20 protein-coding genes are annotated in these 23,393 nt (G+C 26.9%); 12 read left to right on the top strand and 8 right to left on the bottom strand.

Annotated elements, in window-relative coordinates; all coding sequences use genetic code 11:
• Window positions 1-8: 8 nt before the first annotated feature.
• Window positions 9-497, top strand: a complete 489-nt coding sequence (purE, locus tag Q0J69_RS00915) for a 5-(carboxyamino)imidazole ribonucleotide mutase (protein WP_297203427.1) — start codon at window positions 9-11, stop codon at window positions 495-497.
• Window positions 498-605: 108 nt separating this feature from the next.
• Entirely contained in the window at window positions 606-1,322 is a 717-nt protein-coding gene (gene purC, locus Q0J69_RS00910) for a phosphoribosylaminoimidazolesuccinocarboxamide synthase (protein WP_297203425.1), read from the top strand.
• A 47-nt stretch (window positions 1,323-1,369) separates the two neighbouring features.
• Here purC and Q0J69_RS00905 read toward each other — a convergent pair whose 3' ends face one another.
• From Q0J69_RS00905 to Q0J69_RS00890, 4 genes are all read right to left on the bottom strand, one after another.
• A complete protein-coding gene (locus Q0J69_RS00905) occupies window positions 1,370-2,071 on the bottom strand; it encodes a phenylalanine--tRNA ligase beta subunit-related protein (RefSeq protein ID WP_297203423.1) in 702 nt (233 codons plus the stop codon).
• A 146-nt stretch (window positions 2,072-2,217) separates the two neighbouring features.
• Window positions 2,218-2,421 carry a 50S ribosomal protein L31 gene (rpmE, locus tag Q0J69_RS00900; protein ID WP_295159577.1) on the bottom strand — a complete coding sequence of 68 codons (204 nt, stop codon included), beginning with the start codon at window positions 2,419-2,421 and terminating at the stop codon, window positions 2,218-2,220.
• A gap of 105 nt (window positions 2,422-2,526) precedes the next feature.
• The gene (locus Q0J69_RS00895; protein WP_297203420.1) at window positions 2,527-4,350 is read right to left on the bottom strand and encodes a methyl-accepting chemotaxis protein; all 1,824 of its coding nucleotides are present in this window, start codon (window positions 4,348-4,350) and stop codon (window positions 2,527-2,529) included.
• Window positions 4,351-4,509: 159 nt separating this feature from the next.
• A complete protein-coding gene (locus Q0J69_RS00890) occupies window positions 4,510-5,901 on the bottom strand; it encodes a hypothetical protein (RefSeq protein WP_297203418.1) in 1,392 nt (463 codons plus the stop codon).
• A gap of 878 nt (window positions 5,902-6,779) precedes the next feature.
• Here Q0J69_RS00890 and Q0J69_RS00885 point away from each other — a divergent pair.
• A complete protein-coding gene (locus Q0J69_RS00885; RefSeq protein ID WP_297203416.1) occupies window positions 6,780-7,835 on the top strand; it encodes a hypothetical protein in 1,056 nt (351 codons plus the stop codon).
• 43 nt (window positions 7,836-7,878) lie between these two features.
• Here Q0J69_RS00885 and purD read toward each other — a convergent pair whose 3' ends face one another.
• Complete coding sequence (gene purD / locus Q0J69_RS00880; protein WP_297203414.1) at window positions 7,879-9,132, bottom strand: phosphoribosylamine--glycine ligase; 1,254 nt, start codon at window positions 9,130-9,132, stop codon at window positions 7,879-7,881.
• Between the two features lie 538 nt (window positions 9,133-9,670).
• Between purD and Q0J69_RS00875 the strand changes: the two genes are divergently transcribed.
• From Q0J69_RS00875 to Q0J69_RS00835, 9 genes are all read left to right on the top strand, one after another.
• The gene (locus Q0J69_RS00875; RefSeq protein ID WP_297203412.1) at window positions 9,671-11,086 is read left to right on the top strand and encodes a sialidase family protein; all 1,416 of its coding nucleotides are present in this window, start codon (window positions 9,671-9,673) and stop codon (window positions 11,084-11,086) included.
• 18 nt (window positions 11,087-11,104) lie between these two features.
• On the top strand, window positions 11,105-12,337 hold the full coding sequence (locus tag Q0J69_RS00870; RefSeq protein ID WP_297203410.1) for a cell surface protein: 1,233 nt from the start codon (window positions 11,105-11,107) through the stop codon (window positions 12,335-12,337).
• Between the two features lie 136 nt (window positions 12,338-12,473).
• Window positions 12,474-13,358, top strand: a complete 885-nt coding sequence (locus tag Q0J69_RS00865) for a polyprenyl synthetase family protein (RefSeq protein WP_297203408.1) — start codon at window positions 12,474-12,476, stop codon at window positions 13,356-13,358.
• Window positions 13,359-13,424: 66 nt separating this feature from the next.
• A complete protein-coding gene (locus Q0J69_RS00860) occupies window positions 13,425-15,278 on the top strand; it encodes a 6-hydroxymethylpterin diphosphokinase MptE-like protein (RefSeq protein ID WP_297203406.1) in 1,854 nt (617 codons plus the stop codon).
• Window positions 15,279-15,693: 415 nt separating this feature from the next.
• Window positions 15,694-16,374 carry a nicotinamide riboside transporter PnuC gene (gene pnuC, locus Q0J69_RS00855; RefSeq protein WP_297203910.1) on the top strand — a complete coding sequence of 227 codons (681 nt, stop codon included), beginning with the start codon at window positions 15,694-15,696 and terminating at the stop codon, window positions 16,372-16,374.
• A gap of 57 nt (window positions 16,375-16,431) precedes the next feature.
• Entirely contained in the window at window positions 16,432-17,436 is a 1,005-nt protein-coding gene (locus tag Q0J69_RS00850) for an AAA family ATPase (protein WP_297203404.1), read from the top strand.
• Window positions 17,437-17,570: 134 nt separating this feature from the next.
• Window positions 17,571-18,557 (top strand): VWA domain-containing protein, encoded by a 987-nt coding sequence (locus Q0J69_RS00845; protein ID WP_297203402.1) that lies wholly within the window; start codon window positions 17,571-17,573, stop codon window positions 18,555-18,557.
• Window positions 18,558-18,691: 134 nt separating this feature from the next.
• A complete protein-coding gene (metK, locus tag Q0J69_RS00840) occupies window positions 18,692-19,876 on the top strand; it encodes a methionine adenosyltransferase (protein WP_297203400.1) in 1,185 nt (394 codons plus the stop codon).
• A gap of 100 nt (window positions 19,877-19,976) precedes the next feature.
• Window positions 19,977-20,867 carry a hypothetical protein gene (locus tag Q0J69_RS00835; RefSeq protein ID WP_297203398.1) on the top strand — a complete coding sequence of 297 codons (891 nt, stop codon included), beginning with the start codon at window positions 19,977-19,979 and terminating at the stop codon, window positions 20,865-20,867.
• Between the two features lie 48 nt (window positions 20,868-20,915).
• Here Q0J69_RS00835 and Q0J69_RS00830 read toward each other — a convergent pair whose 3' ends face one another.
• The 3 genes from Q0J69_RS00830 to Q0J69_RS00820 form a co-directional block, all read right to left on the bottom strand.
• Window positions 20,916-21,938 carry a hypothetical protein gene (locus Q0J69_RS00830; RefSeq protein WP_366030050.1) on the bottom strand — a complete coding sequence of 341 codons (1,023 nt, stop codon included), beginning with the start codon at window positions 21,936-21,938 and terminating at the stop codon, window positions 20,916-20,918.
• An 89-nt stretch (window positions 21,939-22,027) separates the two neighbouring features.
• Window positions 22,028-22,984 (bottom strand): hypothetical protein, encoded by a 957-nt coding sequence (locus tag Q0J69_RS00825; protein WP_297203394.1) that lies wholly within the window; start codon window positions 22,982-22,984, stop codon window positions 22,028-22,030.
• Window positions 22,974-23,102 carry a hypothetical protein gene (locus Q0J69_RS00820; RefSeq protein ID WP_297203392.1) on the bottom strand — a complete coding sequence of 43 codons (129 nt, stop codon included), beginning with the start codon at window positions 23,100-23,102 and terminating at the stop codon, window positions 22,974-22,976. The genes Q0J69_RS00825 and Q0J69_RS00820 overlap by 11 nt, the downstream gene beginning before the upstream one ends.
• Window positions 23,103-23,393 lie beyond the last annotated feature (291 nt).

The following is a 23,393-nucleotide window of genomic DNA, read 5'->3' as shown; positions in this document are numbered from 1 at the left end:
AAAATAATATGAAAGCTGCTATAATATTTGGAAGCAGATCTGATACTGATAAAATGAAAGGTGCTGCTGCCTGCTTAAAAGAATTTGGAGTTGAATACAAAGCCTTTGTTCTGTCTGCTCACAGAGTTCCAGAACATCTTGAAAAAACTATTAAAGAAATAGAAGAAGAAAATTTTGAAGTAATTATTGCAGGAGCAGGTCTTGCCGCACATTTACCCGGTGTTATAGCTTCAAAAACAATACTTCCAGTGATAGGCGTTCCTATTAGTGCAAGTAATCTTGACGGAATGGACGCTCTTTTATCTATAGTTCAAATGCCTAAACCTATAACAGTTGCTACTGTTGGAATTAATAATTCTTATAATGCTGGTATGCTTGCTGTTGAGATGCTTGCTTTAAAATATGATAATATTAAAAATAAATTAATAGAATACAGAAAAAAAATGAAAGAAGATTTTATAGCTGATAATGATAAACCTATAGATTTTGATATTTAAAGATTTAAATATTTTGTATTTTTTTATAGTAAAATAATTAAAAAGGATATATAATACATTTTAATATATTAATTTATAAGTGAGCTTTTGCAATAATAGGAGTTGAATATGTCTAAAGAAAAAAAAGAAATGATTTATGAAGGTAAGGCTAAAAAAGTTTATGCTACTGATGACCCTGACAAAATCATAGTATATTACAAGGATGATGCCACAGCTTTCAATGGTGAAAAAAAAGGTTCTATTAAAGATAAAGGCGTTATGAATAATGAAATTACTTCATTGCTTTTTAAAATGCTTGAAAAAAATGGAATTAAAACACATTTCATAGAAAAATTGAATGACAGAGAGCAGCTTTGTCAGAAGGTAAAAATATTTCCTTTAGAGGTTATAGTAAGAAATTTGATTGCAGGTTCTATGGCTAAAAGACTTGGTATAGAAGAGGGTACAGTTCCACCTAATACTATATTTGAAATCTGCTATAAGAATGATGAATATGGAGATCCTTTAATAAATGATCATCATGCGGTTGCTTTAAAACTTGCTACTTATGATGAATTGAAATATATTTATGAAGTAACATCAAAGGTTAATAATTTATTAAAAGATGCTTTAGATAAAATAGGCATCACTTTAGTTGATTTTAAAGTGGAATTTGGTAAAAACTCAAAAGGCGAAATACTTTTAGCTGATGAGATTACTCCTGATACATGCAGATTCTGGGATAAAGAAACTGGTAAAAAATTGGATAAAGACAGATTTAGAAGAGATTTAGGCTCTATTGAAGAGGCTTATATAGAAGTATTAAATAGACTTAATAATCTATAATTTTTTATAAGACTTTGCTTAATGTTTTATACATTTGGTAAAGTCTTTTAAAATTCTATATAATTATTTTTAGCATCTATCATACCAGTTATAATTTCGCAGTTAAAGAATTTTGAAAGTAAATTACTTAACTCTTCTCTAGCATTAATTGCCTTATCATCATTAATTCCTACAAAGGCATCTATAGGAAATATTATATTTTTAGAGCTTTCAATAATTTTACCATGTTCACTCTGCCTCCATATCCATCTTCTAGTTCTTATATCATTGGAAGAGGCATATACTAATTCATTACTTTCCATATTTTCTGTATCAGTTTCACCAAAAGGCAAAAATATATCATTATCAGTAGAATATCTAATATAAAAATCTTCATTCATAGAATCTAAATCATGTGCCCCCATAGGAAGTTTATATTTAATGGAAACAGCATTTACTAAATCAACGACAGAGTTTATTTCAGGCATACCTTTCTTTTTTGATATTCTTGTAAGAAGTGCCTCTATAGAACACATGAATTTATTGGGATTGATATTAAGTTTTTGAAAGGCATCCCTATAGCATTTTATATAATTGCTTTCTTTTACCTTTACATTCTCAAACTCTTTTTCTACATTTTCTATATTTTCTTTAAGCATCATAGAAATATCATCTATTTTCTTTGTATTATTTATTCCTCTAGCTATTATTACAGCTACACAAAGATTATTTAATGTTTCAAATACTTTATTTTCTATAATAAATTTCATAAATACTCCTATTGAGATAAAATATTCATTTAGATTGAAATTATTTTTTACTAATTATAAATATATAGATATGTTAAAAGATTTTATAGAATGTGGAATATTTAAGTCTATAAAGCTATTTCTATATAACCTTATAGACTTAAAAATTACTTTTTCAAGCCGTAACGTTTTTTAAATTTATCAACTCTTCCAGCAGTATCAAGTATTTTTTGTTTTCCAGTAAAGAATGGATGACAATTGTGGCAGATATCAACGTGCAGACTTTTTTGTACTGAATGAATTTTAAAATTAGCACCGCAGGCACAGTTTACATCTGTTTCAAAATATTGAGGATGTATATTTTTTTTCATTTTTTACTTCTCCATTAAAATAAAATTATACAATATATAATACATGAAAATATATTATATTACAAATTTACTATTTTTGCAATAGGTATGCAATAATAAATTTTTTCATTTATTATCAAATTTAAAGTAATTAATATCATTAACTATATTTTCAGTCATTTCTTTTACCTCATTGCTTGAATCAGCACTATTTTGAGCTATAGAAGAGTTTTCCTGGGTTATACTGTTTAACGATATTATAGCTTCATTTATTTGTATTATGCTGTTTTGTTCATTAACAGCTGTAACACTTATTTCTGTTAATACATTTACTACTTCCTGAGCTGAAGATGAAATTTTTTGTAAAATTTCTGTGGAATGTTTAACAGATTCATTACCATGTTCTATTTTTTCAATAGTACCATTAACAATATCCGTTATATTATTAGCGGCATCATTAACTGTTTGGGCTAAAGAACGAACTTCACTCGCAACAACAGCAAAACCTTTACCTTGATCTCCAGCACGTGCTGCTTCTACAGAGGCATTAAGTGCCAATATATTTGTTTGAAATGCTATAGATTGTATAAGTTTTGTTATCTCTGATATTTTTTTACTGGATTCAGAAATTTCAGACATATTTTTTGAAATTATATTTACAGCTTCTACACCTGTTAATGTTGAATTAGATACATCCAAGCTCATATTTTTGGCATGTTCTGTACTATGAGCTGTATTACTTAGAGAGGTAGATAAACTTTCTGTTGATGCTGATAATTCTTCTAATGAGGAAGCTTGAGATATTGTTCTGTCAGAAAGGTTGGTGCTTCCTTTTGCTATAGTTTCAACAGAAGAATTTATGCTATTTAAATTATTTTTTAAATTGTATACTATTTTTCCTATGTTATCCTGCATACTTTTTATATTTTTATATAAATCTGCAGTCTGGTCTTTTTTAGAAAGCATTTTTTCATTGAAACTGCTGTTAAAATATCCATCATTCATTAGTTTTATATTTTCTATAGCATGTTCTAATGATGAGGATATAGGATTAACTATTATGATAACTAATGATGCCTCTAATATAAGTATAACTCCTAAAACAACAAATAACACTATCATAAGAGTATTAAGCTGTATTTTTATATCGGATAAATCTCCGCTTAATACTATACTCCATGGTACCGTTGTTAGATTTTTTACCATATACCAATTATTTTTTGATATATTTGTATAGTTATTTCCTGATTCTATATAATTTCTTATATCTACAAAGAGAGGTTCGCTAAATATTTTGCTGTCTTCATTTAGAATTTTATTTGCATCTATATGGTTTATAAACATGCCGTTTGAAGTTACTAAATTTATATTTTCATCGTATATAACATTTTGAACAATATCATCCATTTTGGCAAAGTCTATGGAGACAACCCCTTTTAAATTACTATTGTTTGTATAAACTGCTTTAGCAAATGTAATACATATTTTTGATGTTGCAAAATCAACATAAGGGTCTGTTATATGTATTTTTCTATCTGAAACAGCTGCTTTATACCATCCTCTAGTTGTTTGATCATAAGTTAGAGGAAATACTTCTAAAGAATTTATAAATATACCGCCTGTAGGATATGGTACAGTATCTCCAAAATATATATTTAAATAATCATCGCTCAATTTTGATATATTTGTTATAGCATCTCCAAAATAGCTATATGGAAGATCAGGTATTTGCAGATATGAATCTAAAATATCCATAACATTATTAATTTTATTTAATTTTGATTCTATTAAATCATGTATACTTGTAGCCTTAAAAGCTTTATTATTGATAAATGAGTTTATATAAATATTTCTATAAATAAAGAATATAAACAAATACATTACTACTAGAAATATTGCAAAAGGAACTATGAATTTCATCATTAAAGCTATTTTTTTCCTATCAAACATTTTATACCCTCTAAAATAATTAAATTAAATAATAATGATAATATAAATTTTATAAATATATTTTTAAAAATCAAATAATTATTAAAAAAAAATAAAAGAAGTGAAAAAATATATTTTATTTTCACTTCTTTAAATTACTATTATGTATATTTTATGTGATTAGTTTACAACGCTGTCATAGTAATTAACTATATACCAGTATTGCCCCATCTGTCTTAAAATAAAAATTCTTTTAACTACAGGATCATAAACATCCCCTGTATCAGCATTAAAATATCTATGATATAATCTAGTTTCTACTTCAGCTCTTGGCAAGCCGTATTCTTCAACTATTGTAACTTTATCAATACTATAGTTTAGAAGAGTGTATGTTATAGCAGGATTATATTCATTTCTAATCATATTAAGTACCGTAGTATAATGCTCTCTTAATTTAGGGTCTTTTGTTGATACAATATTTCTTTGAAGTTCTGCTATAAACTCATTTCTAACCTTTCTGTCATAAGCTGAAATTAAGTATTTCTTGAACTCATCAAATAATAATTTTCTATCTTCTGGCAAAGAAGTTCTATAAAGAATATCAAATCTTATAGCTAATTCTCTTATATTGCTTGATTTGTATGCCATTTCCAAGTTATTCAAGAAATTATTACCAAAATTAGTTCTTAGCATATTAGGGCTTATAGTATCAGAGAATTGATCTCTTAAAAATGCTTCAAAACTTAGATTTCTAGCTTTTTGACGTACTCCTGTATCAGTAAAATCTTCAAGATATGTATTACTGTAATTATTTCTATAAATTTCAGAGTATCTTTGGCTTATACTTATAATAGAAGGCATGTGCATATATGTAAAATAATTAGTCCAATCTTTATTTTTCATAGATAATAAAGTATTAGATATAATATCATTAGGATAAAGAGCCTTCATTGTATTTTGATTAGTTGTAATCACATTATTATAATTAGGTATATTAGAATTATTCTGCTGATATACTCTAGCTTCATCTATAAAGAAATAGGCGGTATCTGCTTTCATTGAAAAGTTATCGCTTATTTCAGGCATAGGATTAAAGCTGCACTCTATTCTGTATCTTCCAGTTTTATTAAAATAGAACCAATTATTCAAATCCACATAGTACGAATAGCTTTCCCCTTCATTAAGAGTTACAACTCTGTCTTTAGAGGAGTCTAAAGTTCTTTCATTTTTATATTTCCAAAGAGTATAATTATCTGATGATACAACTGGATTATTATAATTATCATACACTGTAAAACTGTAATTATTAAAAGGATTAATAGAGTTTGTGAAACTTACAGTACCTTTTTTAGCATATATTTTTATTTCCATAGTTATAGGTTCATTCAATCTATATCTATTTAAATCAAAGCTCATGCTGATAACATAACTGGATGGAGCAACTACATTATCGTCAGGATAAACTCTCTTTACTTGATCTAACATAATTGTATCTAAAAAGTTGTCATTTTGAGCAAATATATTAGAACAGTTAATAATTATAAATAAAAGTAATAATATTCTATATTTCATACGTCATTACCTTAAAAAATACTACTATAATTCTTTATCGGCAAAAAATAAAAATAACATAAGAAAAATTATATGCGTTTAATATTATTATCTTTTGAAGAAAAAACAAGAGATTAATAAATAATTCTATGATTTTATGTATTATACGATTTTTGCAATTTAATATATTCACATATAATTTATGATATTATGCTTCAGGTAATATTATAATATTTTTATATAGGTATATATATTATCATTCCGAATTATTGCAGTTTTCTATAATAGACTCGCTGTAAAAATAAAATTTTTAATATTTAAAATCAGAAAATTGCAGCAGCTATAATAAAATTAAAGTTTTTAAACCACGCGTTAAACATGTTATAAAAATATAGACACTTAATAACTGCATAATTCATTATAAATTAAATTTATGCTTACCGCGTGCTGTTCAAGTCCAAAGATTTAATAAACGCTTGGGCGGGTGTGCTTTTACTAATTAAGCAATGGGATAAATTAAATACATATTAAAGAATAAAACTAAAAATTTTAAAGGGCGGGGTTTGTGAGTAAAATTTTTTTGAATTTTATTCTAATTCCCACCCATTAGTTTTATTAATTTATTTCTAAAATAAAATTTTAATTTAATTTTTTGCTTTTATAGAAATTATAATTCCCACCCTAGATTTTTTTAAATTTATAATGCATATACACGCACGATGAGTGAAATTTAAAATATTGTATTATTTTTAATTCTAATTTTTTTTATATTCAAAGTTTGGTTTACCGTGCGTTAATTGAAATTCTATATGCCAATAACATTTTGGCGGGTATATAAAATAATTATTTTGACATAATTATGTTTTTTTGATATAGTATTGAATCAGGAGTTTTTATTTATGGAATTATATCAGGAAAAATTAATAAATGCTTTGAAAATGTATCAAAATGATTTTGACAATATGGTTAGCTCTTTTTATGAAAATAAAGATAATTTTGAGAGTTTAATAAAAAAATATGCATGTGATACAGAAGATGATGTGGATAAAAATTATCTATTAAGAGCAAGATTATCATTTTCTATTTTGTATTATAAAAATTTAAAAGGATTAAAAAAAGAAGCTGTAAAGAATATAATAATTTATCTATTTGAAGAAGAAATAAAAGATAGAAAAACTTCAAAATATAAAGGTATAGGAATAGCATTAGAGGTTTTAACCTTCTTGCTTAATCAATATAATAAAGATAATAAGGAATTATTTGAAAAAGCTAAAAATGCCAACAGCGATTGTTCTATAGGATATGATGATAATGTGCGATTTGAAATGAATATAGAAAATTTAAATATTTACTATGCGATAGAATATTCTTTAGAATTGGGATTTAAAGATTTATATTATGAATTGATAGATATATGGAAATCTAGTATAAAACAATGGGATAGAATAAATTTAGAAAGATTAAGAGATTTTGAAATTAAAGTTGGAAATAAAGAAGGAGAACTCGAAGCAAATAAACAATTATACTGCATCACTAAAGAAAGTTATGAGAAGAGCAAACAAAATCCAGTGCTAATGAAGAAAAATCTCTTTTATTTTATTTCTTATTTAAGTAATTATATAGAAAATCTTACTATTCTTAGAAATTATGCTGAAGCTTTAGATATTATTATTTCAAATGCAGATGATATAAGAAAAGCTAATAATAATGCCTTTTATAATATAAATGCTGGAATATCAATAATAGACAGTTCTTTAAAAATTATTCTTAATATGGGAGATAATGAACATAATGAAAAAATTAATATATTATGGGAATTTGCAAAGATAGCATTCATTAATGAGCATTTGCCTTATTCTAAATATATTAATGATAATTGTATAAAATGTGCTGAAAAAATGAATGATGCAGAAATAAAAGATAAAGTATTAAAAGATATTAGCAATAATAAATAAAATTATACTGATATATCTTTTAATACATAAAATTATAATATGTTTATTTTATTAAACCAATATCTTTTCTGTAGTATTTATCTTTAAAATCTATTTTTTCTATATCATCATAAGTGAGTTTTCTAGCCTCTTCTAAACTGTCAGCAATATTAACAACATTAAGAACGCGTCCTCCATCAGTAATGATGTTATTATTTTCATCTATTTTAGCACCAGCGATAAAACACTGTCCTTTTATATTTTCAATGCCTTCTATTTTGTAGCCTTTATTATAACTAGCAGGATATCCGCCTGATGCCATTACCACACAGCATGCATGTTTATTTTTCCATTTTATATTTAAATTTACCAAATCTCTTTTCATAGCCGATTCTATAATAGATAAATAGTCTGTATCTAAAAGCTGAAGTACAGCCTGCGTTTCAGGGTCTCCCATTCTCACATTATATTCAAGCAAATATACTCCTTTTTTTGTCATCATAAGCCCAAAAAATATTATTCCAGCAAAAGACATTTTTTCTGCCTTTATTCCTTTAAGTGTAGGTTCCAATATATCTTTTGTAAATAACGCTTCTGCTTCTTTTGTGTAGTAGGGATTAGGAGCAATAACTCCCATTCCTCCTGTATTATTTCCAGTGTCATTATCACCCACTTTTTTATGATCCTTTGCAGATATGAAAGGTATTATAACATTGCTGTCAGTTACTGAAAGTATAGAGGCTTCAACACCTTCTAAAAACTCTTCTATTACAACTTCATCTCCTGCTTCTTTAAATATTTTTTTTACCATTATATCTTCTAAAGCATTTTGAGCCTCTTTTTTATCCTGACATATCAAAACACCTTTACCTAAAGCAAGTCCGCTAGCCTTTATAACTATAGGATAACTGCATTTATTTAAATATTCGCTCGCTTTATTATAATCATTAAATGTTTCATATTCTGCAGTTTTTACTCCGTACTTTTTCATAAAATTTTTGGCATAAGCTTTAGAGCCTTCAAGTATAGCAGCAAATTTATTAGGTCCGAATATTTTTAATCCGTTTTCTTCAAATTTATCAACTATCCCGTATACAAGCATCTCTTCGCTTCCTACAATGGTTAAATCAATATTTTCTTTTTTTGCAAAATTTAAAATTTCATCTATAGTTGAAATTTTTACGTTTTCGCATTTTTTTTCTTTGAAAGTTCCTGCATTTCCTAAAGCACAATATATTTTTGATACTCTTTCATTTTTCCTTAAATTATTGCAAATTGCATGCTCTCTGGCACCTGAACCTATAACTAATATTTTCATGATTTTATCCTTTATATTAATAAATAATAATAGTAGAAGTCTTATTACAAAAAGAATTTTATTTATCAGTTTTATTATACTTAAAATATAAACTTATGTCAAAGTTAATCATATATATATTCCAAATTATATAATTTCTATTTAAAATAAAAAATTTATAAAAAAGTGATGAATAAATTTGAATTCCTATAATAATTTGACTATACTTTAATTATAATTGTTCGCGTGAACATTTATGTGATTTACAAATCATAAGATGTTATATGTTTTTATTTAATTGTTCACGTGAACATTTATGCGGTTTATAAAGCAGTGAGGTTATATATGTTTTTACTTAATTGTTCCCGCGAACATCTTAAAGTGTTCAGTTCAGTTCAGTTCAGTTCAGTTCAGTTCAGTTCATAATATGTAGTAATTCTATTATAAATTATTCTAATAATAAAATAACTTCTTTATTCTATGTTATTTTTAAACTTTTTTCAAGATTATTCCAGCATTTACTATTAATGCTTATTAAAAAAATTATAAGGAGTAAAGCATGAAAAAACTATCATCAGTATTGGTACTAATTATTATTTTTATAGTAGTATCATGCAGCAGCGTATTTTTTCCGCAATCTGTAGGAACAGGTGTTAAGAAAGGTACAGGAGGCGGACAATCAGTTGGAAACAGTTATATTTTACCTGAAGGTTCTCTAAGTCAGGAAGAACAAAAAAGGGATTATGATCCTAATGAAAATAGTATAACTTTATTTGCAAGAGGAGATTATAGTTCTAAATATTTCAGAATACCATCATTATTAGTTACAAAAAAAGGTACTATATTAGCTGTAGCAGATAGAAGATATGATGATGTTGCTGATTTGGGTAAAGATAAAACAAGGATAGATTTACTTTTAAGAAGAAGTGAAGATTTAGGTACAACTTGGTCTGCCCCTATAGTTGTTGGTCCTGGAGCAGGGAATGATCCTGGTGATAGAAGTAAATCTTATGGTGATGCATTCATGATAAATGCTCATAATGGAGATATTATACTTGGATGTATAGCAGAACCGGGCATACAGGATAAAAACCCAAAAGGTAAAACAGTAATATATAGAAGCCGTGATGATGGTAAAACTTGGAATGAAGTATATAGTTTTTTACCTAGTACGGTTCCAAATGCCAAAAGAGGATTTGGAGCTTCCGGACAAGGCGTTACATTAAGATATGGTGTAAATGCAGGTGCCAAAAAATTAATGTTTGCATTTTTTCAATGGAATACATCTGGAAATCTATCTGTAACAGCTATAGTTTCAGATAATGACGGAAGTATTTGGCAGCCATCTGGAAGTGTTACTCCAAGTCCTGATAATAATATCGATGAAACTAAAGCGATAGAATTATCTGACGGCAGAATTATGCTTAATCATAGAAAAGGAACAAGAGTAGGCGGAAGAGCTTGGAGCATATCTTCTGATGGAGGAGCTTCATGGACTTATCAAGGAGTAGATCCAGAGGTAGATGATCCGGGTAATAATGCTGATTTTTTCAGATATGAATATAATGGTAAAAGAATAAAAACAGATAAATACATATTAATGGTTAATGCCAATGCTAAACCTGATGGGAAATGGTTTTTTACAAGAAAAAATCATTATGTAAGACTTACAAAAAATGAATTTGCTGACGGAAATGGAACAGCTACAGGAAAATATGCATATTCCAAACAGTTGGTTAATGGAGGGGAAAATCTATATTCAGGATACCCAACAATAACTGTATTGCCTGATGGAAGCATAGCTACATTAACGGAAGAAGCTTGGCAGACTACTAGACCTCCAGAATTAACAGGTGATGCAGGTGGTGATGATTATGATATAGTATTTAGAAGATTCAATTTGTATTGGCTAACAGATGGTAAAGAATTTGTAGACTATAATTCAGATTATTTATTCCAACAGCCTCAAAATTAATTATAAAAAGGAAAGTATATGAAAAAACGATTATTATTTATAGCATCTATTATTACAATATTTACATTCTCTAGTTTGCATGCATACTATGCTTCTGAAACATTTATTGATTTTTTGGTACATAGCAATCAATTAAGAGTAAGAACAGATAGATTCGGAGTTCTTGCAGGTCCGAGCAATATAAAGGTTGCTGCAGGTGTAACTTCTGCCAATAGTTTATCAGATATCATATTGCATAATACATATAATGCCCAGCAAACTAATGCTATACTTTCGTTTGTACCATCTGTATTAGCTGCTGTTGGTTATGAGGCTGGATATTGGGGTATAGGGGTAGGATATGAATTTACATATAAAAATGACTCCTATATGGTGCATACACCTGTAATAACTGCTACTGCTTTAAATGATGCTTTTAGAATAAATGTTCCTATTTCTATAGGGGTAGGATCAAAAAGTAAAGCAGAGGTTACAGATTTAAGAGGAAGTTATGTTGTATCTACTGGTATTGAAGGAAGATATTATTTTCCAAGAGAAATGCAAGTATTAAGTCATTTAAGATTTTACATAAATTATGGTAATGCCTATATAGAAAATGTTAAGGATAATAGCCAATATATAAGACAGCAATCTATTGGAGGTCAATTCAGATTATATTTCAAAATAGAAACACCTGATGTTTTAATAGAGCCTATATTTAGAATACAGTATGATCAGGCATTAGGAAGCACAATTAAAGGTTCTTCTATAGATAGTTCAAAAGTATTTGATAATTTTTCTATAACTGCTAAAGGATTTACACCTTATTGGCCTCAATCAGGTCCAGGCAGTACTAGCGGAGGACATGGAGATCCTGATTCTGGTTCTGGTATGCAGGGAGGTTATATAGCTTCAATACCGGGTTCTTTCTATGCTATAGAGCCTTACAGAGTTGGTATTGCCATGCCTGTTGGTTTTACTGCTACTTCAGCTGATGAAAATCTATATTTCTATCTTGAACCTGCAGTATCATTCACTATGATAGGTGCTAAACATATATATACTTCTGCTGCAGCTAATGATGAAAGAACAATGCCTTTTATGGCATTAGGTTATGTAGTTTACGGAGAGCTTTATATAAGACCTGTTAAAAGTTTGGAATGGTATTTTGAAATTCAAACAGGCGGTGTAACTATAGCTGATAGTATGAAAAATTGGGGAGCAACTTCATTGGTATTTAATGGAGCAACTGGATTATCATATTATTTTTAATTAAGATATAATTTTTCTTCTAAATAAAGAGCTGCTTATATTTATATATGGCGGCTCTTTATTTATTAATAATAAACTTTACATTTTTACTTATTGCATTATAATGGAGGAAATTATTAAAAACTAGGATAAGCCTATGAATCTTAAAGAATATATGAATATAAGACTTAAAGAAATAAACAAAACTATTGAAAATATATTTGATAAAAGCGATATTGAATTAGAAAATAGTTTTATAGAAATGCTTGAATATCCTCTTGATGCAGGCGGAAAAAGATTAAGACCTATACTAACATGTTTGGCATGCGAGCTTTTTGAAGGGGATTATAAAAAATCTGTAATACCTGCTGTAGCATTAGAGCTTATACATACATATTCTTTGGTTCATGATGATTTGCCTGCTATGGACAATGATGATTTAAGAAGAGGCAAACCTACAACTCATATTAAATATGGTGAGGCTAATGCTATACTTGTAGGCGATGGGCTTTTAACACATGCTTTTCAATTACTTTCTAAAGCAGATGTTAAAGACAGCACTTTAAGAAAACTTTTATTTGAATTAAGCTATGCAGCTGGAATTAACGGAATGGTTATGGGGCAGTTTATAGATTTATATTATGAAGAGAAAGAAATTAATTTTGATATGCTTAAAGTTCTTCATGCAAAAAAAACAGGTGCTATGATTAGAGGAGCTGTAAGACTTGGGGCGATATCTTCTGAAAATGATAATGATATAGAAAATATAACAAAATATGGCGAAGCTGTTGGGCTTGCTTTTCAGATACAGGACGATATACTTGATGTTATTTCCGACAATGAAACTTTGGGGAAAACTGTAGGTAAAGATGAAAAAGAAGGTAAACTTACTTATGTTAAGCAGTTCGGACTTGACGGTGCTAAAGAAGAAGCTAAAAAAGTAACAGAAAAAGCTATTGAGTATTTGAAACCTTATAAAGAGAGTGAAGCTAAAAATATTTTAATAGAATTAGCAAATTATATAATAGAGAGAAAATCTTAAAAATCATTTTATTAAATTCTCCGATAAAAATAAAATATAAATTTAATTACAAAATTATAATATATTATGAATGAAATTAGAAAAATTAATTTAGAAGCTATAAACAAAAATATCAAAGCATACCCCTATGACTTTATTAATATTCTTAATAATGCAAAACAATCAGATATTACTTTAGAGGTAATAGAAACAAAATCTCAAAAGCCTTCCGCTAAAGTTATAAAAAATGGGAAACAGATACTTCTTCATAGTGCTTATGACCCTATAAAAGAAGCTAATACTTTAATAAAAGAAATTGAAAATGATGAAGATTTGGATTTGGTATTTATATTCGGAATTGGGGCGGGATATTTGATTAATGCCGTAAAAAAACTTAATGTTGCTATTGCTGTAATTGAACCTGATATAAACTTCTTCAGCACTTTAATAGATAATTTTAGATTAGATAAAATACTTGAAGATAGTAAAATAACTTTTTTTATAGGCGGAAATGATGATGAGGATATAGAAAAATTTATATCTATAACTACTACCAAAAAAGTTAAGTTTTTTGTTACAAGGTCTTATGCTTCACTATTCACTGAAGCGGCTATGCATTATCAAAGCAAGGTATTATCTGTAGTTGATAAAAAAATTATAAATATAAATACAATTTCAAGATTTGATAAACTATGGGCTTATAATATAGCTTCTAATGCTGTTGAAATTGCTACTCATTATGGGGTTAATAGATTTTTTGATAAATACAAAAATATACCAGCAGTTATAGTATCAGCCGGACCTTCGCTTGAAAAAAACATAAGAAAATTAAAAGAGATGAAAAATAAAGCCATTATAATAGCAGTTGATACGGCAATGAAGCCTTTATCATCGCATGGCATATCTCCTCATTTTGTTATTACCATTGACCCTCAAAAGAAAAACTCCAAATATTTCAGAAATATTCATTTTGAAGACACTGTACTTATAGCAGAGTCATCAGTTGACCATGAGGCTATAGAATCATTTAATGGTTCTATATACTTTATAGATTCAATATTTCCATTAGCAAAATACTTTATGAAGCCTTTAGGAAAAAGGGGCGACATTACTATGGGTGGAAGTGTTTCTACTGCTGCCTATGATTTTGCTGTGAGAATTGGTGCTAATCCTATAATAATGGTTGGTTTGGATCTATCTTTTCCTAATCATCAAACGCATATAAAAGGAAGCTACCATGAAGAGAATTTTTTTACTGAAATAGGAAAGCTAGATTCTTATGACAGCAGAATATATAAAGTTCTTATTTCTGGTAATTTAAGAGAAGAAAAAAATGTTTATGGGGAGAGTGTATTTACTGATTCTAGATTTGATATGTATAGGAATTGGTATGAGGCTCAATGTACAAATAATAGTAAAATAAAGTTCTATAATGCCACAGAGGGGGGCGTTATAATCAATGCTATGGAAAATATTACTCTTCAAGAACTCATTGATAAGTTTGATAATATAAATATACAAATGGATAAAAATGATAGAAACATGGAAGATAAAATAAAAATACTTGAGAGCTTAAAAAACGGTTTAATGAAAATAGATAAAGAAATAATATCATTAAAGCCATACACAGAAGAGGCAATTAATTTATGCTACACAATCAATGATGATCTTTCAAGACACAGAAAAGTAGATAAGCTCATTTCAAAACTTGATGAATTTGACATAAAAATACTTAATATAAGCAAAGTTAATGAGTTTTTGGGTATTACTATGCAGAAAACTATTAAAACTATTACAGAAGGTTTTGAGTTTAAAGATGAAACTATGCATAAATCTATAGTAAGTTCTTTTAAACTATACGAAGCTATGAAAGACAGCATTGATTTTAATCATTATATAATAGAGCGTGCATTGATAAAGATAAACAAAGAATTAGAATAAAACTTTCTATACGCACGGTTAACTAAATTTTAAACATAATAAAAATTATAATTCAAATAAAATAATATTTTAAATTTCATTCACCGTGCGGTGTATACATTACAAATAAAAAAAATCTAGGGTGGGTATTATCATTTATATTAATGTTAAAAAGAAAATAAATGCTATGGTATCAAAAATAAATTAATAAAACTAATGGGTGGGGAATTAAAATAAAATTCAAAAAAATTTTATTCACAAACCCCGCCCTTTAAGATTTAATACTTTATTCTGTAATGAATATATTATTTATATTTAATACTTATAAAGAAAAAGCACACCCTCCCAAGCGTTTTTTATTTGATTATTTTAACAGCATAAGATATAATTAATATATATGTTATTATTAAAAAATGTATTTGCAGAGTTTATTATGATTAATCAGTTTATAAAAAACGAACTTCAAAATTGGAAAGCTGTAGAAGTATTATGGATTATAATAGCGTGTTCTATAATATTGTCGCTTTCTATATATTGGAAAGAAAATATTATAGGCATAGTGTCATCGATAAGCGGCATATTATGTGTGATACTCACAGGCAAAGGAAAATTATCTTCATATATATTTGGAATGGTTAATACAATTCTTTATTCGTACATTGCCTTTAATGCAAAATATTATGGGGAATTTATGCTCAATGTTTTTTATTATATACCTATGAATATAGCAGGCTTTATACTATGGAGTAAAAATTTAAATAAAGAAAACAGCGAAGTTATAAAAACAAAATTAAATAATAAATATAAGATTATCATATTTGCTTTGTCTTTTATATCAATATTTATTTACGGACTTATATTAAAAAAATTAGGAGGCTCTCTTCCTTTTGCAGACAGTGCAAGTACAGTATTTGCTGTAACAGCTCAGATACTATGTGTAAAAAGATGTTCTGAACAGTGGATAATGTGGATACTGGTAAATATTTTAAATATTTCTATATGGTATATTAATTTCGCAAGCGGCGGTGATAATATAGCGACTTTACTTATGTGGAGTGTTTATTTAGTTAATGCTATATTTATGCTTATAAAATGGTACAAAGAGGCAAACAGTTAAAAAATTGATAAAGTGAATATTTAATAAAAATAATAAAATATATTATTCGGAGGTTTTATGTATAATGTTGGAATGTACGCAGGCTCTTTTAATCCGCTTCATCTTGGACATGTGAGATGCATAATAGAAGCAGCCAATCAATGCAAAAAACTTTATATAATTTTGTGCATTGGAAATAATAGAAATGAAATCGATAAAAAGATAAGATACAGATGGATTTATCAATTAACAAAGCATATTGGAAATGTAAAAATTATCTTTATAGAAGATGATGCAAAAACAAAAGAAGATTATACAGAAGATTTATGGGAGGAGGATTCTATAAAAATAAAAAATGCTATAGGAGAAAAAATTGATGCTGTTTTCTGCGGAGATGATTATAAGGATAAGGATTCTTTTTATAGCAGATATTATAAAGAGGCAGAATTAATATTTATAGAAAGAGATGAAATAAGCTCTACAAAGATTAGAGAAAATGTTTATAAATATTGGGATTATATTCCTAATATAGTAAAGCCTTCTTATACAAAAAAAGTTTTACTTTTGGGAAGCGAAAGTACGGGAAAGTCAACTCTTACTATTAATTTGGCTAATTATTATAATACCAACTATATAGAAGAAGCAGGAAGAGAATTATCAGAAAAGTCTGGCACTGATTTACTTATGCTTTCAGAAGATTTTACAGAAATACTTTTAACTCATAAATTAAATGAGATAAAGGCATTAGAACACAGCAATAAAGTCTTATTTATTGATACTGATGCAGTAATTACAAATTTTTATATGCATTTTTTGAAAGATGAGAATATAATTAATAATGAAAGGCTTGCTAAAGCAATTATATATATAAATAGATATGATTTAGTATTATTTTTAGAACCTGATGTTGATTTTATTCAGGATGGAGATAGAAGCGAAGTAATAAAAAATGACAGAGAAAAATACAGCAGTCAAATAAAAGATATACTTAATAGCTTAAATATTAAATATCATTCAATAAATGGAGATTATCAGTCAAGATTTAAAAAGGCTGTTTCTATAATAGATGCTTTATTTGAATAAATATTATGAAATTAATAAAGTTAATAATTTGCTACTTTACTTTTATTTGTATTTTAGTATAATGTTTCATTAAATATTACTTTATATTGTTTTTTGTGTTTTAATAATAAATTTATTATTAGGGAAATATTTAAATGACTTTTGTATCTCCAAAATTTTTATTCTTGCTGTTTGCTTTGCCTATTATAATATTTTTATATATACAGACTAGAAAGAATCATTCATATTCCGTAAAACATCCAAGAGTGAGTATGTCAAAGACATTAAAATCAAGATACTATGTAAAAGATATACCATTTGCTCTTATAATTTTAGCTTTATTTTTATCTATAATAGGTTTGGCACGTCCTGCAAGGATTTCTCATTTATCTGATATTAATGGAGAAGGTATTTATATTTCTCTTGTAGTTGATGTTTCGCCTTCTATGATGGCTGAGGATATGACGCCTACCAGACTTGAGGCTTCAAAAAAAACTATGATAGATTTTATAAAAAAGAGAAATTTTGATAAGATTAGCTTAGTATCATTTGCATTGCGTGCCTCTGTGCTTTCTCCTGCCACATTTGATTATACTTCTTTGGAAGAGGAGATAAACAAAATAAAAATAGATGAAGAAGGATCAACTTCAATAGGACTTGGAATAGCTACAGCAGTTGATATGCTTAGAAGCGTTAAAGATGATAATGAAAAAATTATTATACTTCTTACAGACGGAGAGAATAACTCAGGAGAAATAGACCCTAAGCTTGCATCAGAAATAGCATCAAATTTTAATATTAAAGTATATACTATAGGTATAGGAGATGCTAACGGCAGTCATGCTTGGGTTACTTATGATGATCCTAATTACGGACGAAGAAGAATAAGAGCAGATTTCACATTAAATGAAAAAGGCTTAATAGAAATAGCATCCATAACTGGCGGAAAATATTTTAATGCTAAAACTAGTTCTGCTTTGGATAATGTTTATAACACAATAGACAGAATAGAGAAAAAACCAATATTAGATGATGATTTGATTCAATATGATGAGTTATACAAGCCATTTATAATATTAGCATTTATTTGCCTTTGTCTTAGTATTATACTCTCTACTACTAGGTTTTTGATAATACCTTAATGTTATTTACATATTCATACAATATATTTTATAGTTATTTATACCAAATTGTAATAATTATTAAATATTTTCTTGACTATTTATATTAATTAATATAGAATTGCTTAATTATATTTTTAAAAAGAGGTAAAACTATGGCTGAGATAAAAAATTATTATTTCTCTTCTGAGTCGGTAACGGAAGGCCATCCTGATAAGATTTGCGATGCTGTAAGCGATGCAGTCTTAGACGAATGTTTAAAACAAGACCCTAATTCAAGAGTAGCTTGTGAAACTTTAGCAAAAACAGGAATGATATTTATTGCTGGAGAGATCACTACAAAAGCTAAATTGGATTATCAAAAAATCGCTAGAGATACCGTAAGGCGAATAGGTTATACAAGCAGTGAAATGGGATTTGACGCTGATACTTGTGCAGTTATGGAAGCTATTGCGGAACAATCTCCAGATATAGATATGGGTGTTAGTGCTGGTAAAGGATTATTTAATTCTGAAGCATCAAATGTTTCTGAAGGTGCAGGCGACCAAGGTATAATGTTCGGTTATGCTATAAATGAAACTGAAACATTTATGCCTTTAACTATACATTTAGCTCATAGATTAGCTGAGCGTTTGGCTAAGGTTAGAAAAGATAAAATAGTTGACTATTTAAGACCAGACGGCAAAAGTCAGGTTACTGTTGAATACAAAGACGGTAAAGCTGCTAGAATAGAAGCTGTTGTTATTTCTACTCAGCATGCTGCAGGTGTTGAACACAAGCAGATAGAAGCAGATATTAAAAAACATGTTATTAATGAAATCTGTCCTGCTAATATGCTTGATGAAAATACTAAATACTATATTAATCCAACTGGTTCATTTGTAGTAGGCGGACCTATGGGCGACTGCGGATTAACAGGAAGAAAAATTATTGTAGACAGCTACGGCGGACATGGTGCACATGGCGGCGGAGCTTTCTCTGGTAAAGACCCTACAAAAGTAGACAGAAGTGCATGTTATATGGCTAGATATGTAGCTAAAAATATAGTTGCTTCTGGAATAGCTGACAGAGCTTTAGTGCAGTTTGCTTATGCTATAGGTGTTCCAGAGCCTTTATCAGTATATGTTAATACTTTCGGTACTTGCAAGGTTCATGATGAGGTATTAGCTGCTATTATTACTAAACAAATTGATTTAACTCCAGCTGGTATAATCAAAGCTCTTGATTTAAGAAGACCTATATACGAAAAAACTACAGCTTATGGACACTTCGGAAGAGAGCTTCCAGAGTTTACTTGGGAAAAAACAGATATAAAACATTTGTTTTCTAATGCTAAATAATTAATTTTTGAATATAAATAAAAGTTTTAAACATTCAGGGCTTGTTAATAAAGAAATATTAGCAAGCCCTTTATATTATAAATATTTTTAGGATATCATTATGAGAAAATTAAGAAACGGTTTTATGAAAGATACTGATTTGATAAAAGTAGTTGATATAGTAAAAAAATATGATACTTTGTTATTTTGTATAAGAAAAGATTATATTAATATTTATTATAGAGGAGTAAGTATTTTAAAATTTGAAGATGGAATTGGAGTAGATCAGTCAAATTACAACAAGGGATATCTTGAAAATTCTTTATTAAATATATCTAGTATAGATGAATGGATTAAAAATATTGGAACATTAAAAAATTTAGTTGATACAAAAATAAGTAAATTCCAAACAGAGAAAGAATTTCAGCAATTGGCAGTTAGAACAAATACAAGTTCTAAATTGGCATTGGAGTCAGATTATTATTTTGTTGATATTGAAAGTATAGATACTAATATGAAAAAATGCCGATTTGATATAGTTGGTTTTAAATGGACTAATAAAAAAAATATAAATAAATGTCAATTGAGTATAGTAGAAATGAAATATGGTAAAGATGCTTTTGATAATATGACTAAACATTTTAGTGATATCTTATATTTAGACGTACATTCTCATCTTGAGGATTTAAAAGAACAAACTCTAATTCAATTTAGACAATTAAGAGAATTGGGATTAATAAATTTAAGCAGCGGAGCAGATAAAAATGCAGATGATATTAAAGAATTAGATGATAAAGCAGAATGTATTATTTTATTTGCAGATATGAATCCTAAAAGCGAGCTTACTTATAGAATATATGGAGAAGCTATAAAAACACAATCTCAATTAAAAAATATAGAAATAAAATTTGCAGTATCTTCATTTATGGGATATGCATTATTCAATCAATTTGTATTAGACTTGTATCAATTTAATGACTTCTGCAGAAGTTTGAAAATAAAAAATTTCTAAATTATAAAAAACATACTAATATTTATAATGCATATTAGTATGCTTTTATTAATATCTAGTTTTCAAATAAGTTAAAAAATCAGTAAGTTCATTAATTATGTTAGTTTTACTTTTTTCAGCATGTCTTAATATATGCACTAAAACACTTGAATGTGGTTTTGGATTTTCTATATCAAATACTACATCTTTATAATTTATATCATCGCATTCTATTGATTGTAATAATGTTTCTAATGCTTCAATAATTTTTTTATTATCTATTATCATAAATTTAGAATTATCATTTAAAACATTTCTCCATGTATCTTCTAAATTCATATTTGATATTTTGTATACACTTGAAAGCATAGATTTATTTTTGTTAGAAATTACAGCTAAATGAAGAAAATCATCAGCCTTTATACTTTCATCATCTTTATTTTCTATCATTTGTTCTGCCCATAAAGTTTGTCTTGTAAGCTGATAAAGCTCTCCGTAAAAATATACTGATGATTTATAATTTGAATGTTTATATTTTAACTGTTTTGAATTAGTAATTAGTGAAGTATATCTGTTTAATCTCTCTTCGCCTTTTTTATGTATGCCATTTTCTATCTTTATAGATTCATCTTCATTAGAATATTTTTCTGTGTATTTCCATTCTATAATCACCATACATTTTTTATGATTTTCATCTTCTGCTAAAAATACAGCATCTATTGAAGTATTTAACTCTCCTCTATTTGTACTTATTTCATTTAAATGATCTTTATCGCTTGAAACTTCAAAAGATATATAAGCCTTATTATATTTATCATTATCTAAAGTAAATAAATCTATAAACTTTCTATTTGTTATAAAATTAAGTATATACAAACTTAAAAACTTACTTCTTCTAATAAAAAATAAATGATTTAAGCATGCTATCTGAGATGATAAAGTGTTTGCGGCAGGATGATTTATATTAATATCTTTATTCCACCATTTAATTTCATTCTTTTCAAAATATTCTAAAACCTCTTCAATTATAGGCGGATAGAAATTATTTTTATAATCTCCTAATACATAAGGATATTTTGTACCTCTAAATATTCCGTTTCAAAAAAATCCGTCCTTGATTAACTTTTCATTTTTTTTAATTTCTAATTCTCTGTATATATTCATATAGACTTCCTTAAAAATTATTGATATCTTATTTTTAAATATTTTACAAAATCTTCTAAATTGTATATATCTTCTTCTGAAACAACTATATCTTCTGAACTTATATGGCTTTCACCAGAATTATTTTTTTTATTAGATAATTTATCACTATCTGACATTACATTAATATTTTTCTGAGATACTATTAAACTTGAATCTATAAGTCTATACTCTATTAATTTTATAATATATTCTAATGCCTCAATAATTTTTTTGTTATCTATTATCATAAATTTAGAATTATCATTCAAAATATTTCTCCAAGTATTTTCTAAATTCATATTTGATAATTTATAAACAGATGAAAGTAAAGATTTATTTTTATTTGGTATAACAACTATATGCAAAAAATCATCAGCTCCTATTTTTTCACTATATTTATTTTCTATTATCTGTTCAGCCCATAAAGTCTGTCTTGTAAGTTTATAAAGTTCACCTTGAAAATATATGCTTGATTTATAATTAAAATACTTAATCTTTAATTGTTTAGAGTTATTTATAAAAGAAGAATATTCATTAAGTATTTTTTCATCTTTATTAATAGAAAAATCTTCATATGAATGTTCTTCTATATATTTCCATTCCATCATTATAATATGTTTCTTATTCTCTTTATCTTTTGCTAAAAATAAAGCATTTACTGATACATAAGGTTCTCTATAATTAGAAATTTCAAAGTCTATATATCCATTATCATTAATATCATTTTCAAATGAAATCACATCTATAAAATTTCTATTTGTTATAAAATTAAGCACCTGCAAGCATAAAAATCTATTTTTTCTAATATAAAATAAATGATTTAAACATGATATTTGAGATGATAAAGTATGACAGCTAGGTTTGCTTTTATTTTCACCCCACCAAGAAATACTATTTTTACTAAAATAATCTATAACTTTATTGTATATTGGCATGTAGAAATTATTTTTCATAATATTCTAATACATAAGGATATTTTTTTCCTTTAAATGTTCCGTTTCCTTTATCTCCATTAAAAAATCCGCTTTTTATTAAATATTCATTTTTCTTTTTTTCAAAATCTTTATACATAATAGTATCCTCTTAATTATAGTATAAGTAATTTTTATGACAAAAACTGTCATAAAGAATAAAAATTTTAAAATAAATTTGCTGTACTATTATTAACATTTTAAATGCATATATTCTATACGTTTTCATAATGTATATTATAAAATAGAAAATTATTATTATTAAATTTTTTGTAATTATTTAATTTTTTAATCATCATTTTATTATGTATAAAAATTAAAACACTATCTATTGTAGATTTGATAATTTTATAAGTATTAATATTAAATTATTATTTGTAGTAAAAATTAT

The sequence above is a fragment of the uncultured Brachyspira sp. genome, from assembly GCF_944388875.1.
Lineage (GTDB): Bacteria > Spirochaetota > Brachyspiria > Brachyspirales > Brachyspiraceae > Brachyspira.
This window is presented reverse-complemented; position numbering and strand designations above follow the sequence as displayed.

What these genes read in the sequence shown, in the direction of transcription:
- rpmE (WP_295159577.1), bottom strand. Translation starts at nt 2,421, where the DNA reads ATGAAAAAAAATATACATCCTCAATATTTTGAAACAGATGTAAACTGT.
- metK (WP_297203400.1), top strand. Translation starts at nt 18,692, where the DNA reads ATGGCTGAGATAAAAAATTATTATTTCTCTTCTGAGTCGGTAACGGAA.
- purE (WP_297203427.1), top strand. Translation starts at nt 9, where the DNA reads ATGAAAGCTGCTATAATATTTGGAAGCAGATCTGATACTGATAAAATG.
- Q0J69_RS00860 (WP_297203406.1), top strand. Translation starts at nt 13,425, where the DNA reads ATGAATGAAATTAGAAAAATTAATTTAGAAGCTATAAACAAAAATATC.
- purC (WP_297203425.1), top strand. Translation starts at nt 606, where the DNA reads ATGTCTAAAGAAAAAAAAGAAATGATTTATGAAGGTAAGGCTAAAAAA.
- Q0J69_RS00820 (WP_297203392.1), bottom strand. Translation starts at nt 23,102, where the DNA reads ATGTATAAAGATTTTGAAAAAAAGAAAAATGAATATTTAATAAAAAGC.
- Q0J69_RS00885 (WP_297203416.1), top strand. Translation starts at nt 6,780, where the DNA reads ATGGAATTATATCAGGAAAAATTAATAAATGCTTTGAAAATGTATCAA.
- Q0J69_RS00865 (WP_297203408.1), top strand. Translation starts at nt 12,474, where the DNA reads ATGAATCTTAAAGAATATATGAATATAAGACTTAAAGAAATAAACAAA.
- Q0J69_RS00825 (WP_297203394.1), bottom strand. Translation starts at nt 22,984, where the DNA reads ATGAAAAATAATTTCTACATGCCAATATACAATAAAGTTATAGATTAT.
- Q0J69_RS00850 (WP_297203404.1), top strand. Translation starts at nt 16,432, where the DNA reads ATGTATAATGTTGGAATGTACGCAGGCTCTTTTAATCCGCTTCATCTT.
- purD (WP_297203414.1), bottom strand. Translation starts at nt 9,132, where the DNA reads ATGAAAATATTAGTTATAGGTTCAGGTGCCAGAGAGCATGCAATTTGC.
- Q0J69_RS00875 (WP_297203412.1), top strand. Translation starts at nt 9,671, where the DNA reads ATGAAAAAACTATCATCAGTATTGGTACTAATTATTATTTTTATAGTA.
- Q0J69_RS00905 (WP_297203423.1), bottom strand. Translation starts at nt 2,071, where the DNA reads ATGAAATTTATTATAGAAAATAAAGTATTTGAAACATTAAATAATCTT.
- Q0J69_RS00870 (WP_297203410.1), top strand. Translation starts at nt 11,105, where the DNA reads ATGAAAAAACGATTATTATTTATAGCATCTATTATTACAATATTTACA.
- Q0J69_RS00895 (WP_297203420.1), bottom strand. Translation starts at nt 4,350, where the DNA reads ATGTTTGATAGGAAAAAAATAGCTTTAATGATGAAATTCATAGTTCCT.
- Q0J69_RS00890 (WP_297203418.1), bottom strand. Translation starts at nt 5,901, where the DNA reads ATGAAATATAGAATATTATTACTTTTATTTATAATTATTAACTGTTCT.
- Q0J69_RS00845 (WP_297203402.1), top strand. Translation starts at nt 17,571, where the DNA reads ATGACTTTTGTATCTCCAAAATTTTTATTCTTGCTGTTTGCTTTGCCT.
- Q0J69_RS00835 (WP_297203398.1), top strand. Translation starts at nt 19,977, where the DNA reads ATGAGAAAATTAAGAAACGGTTTTATGAAAGATACTGATTTGATAAAA.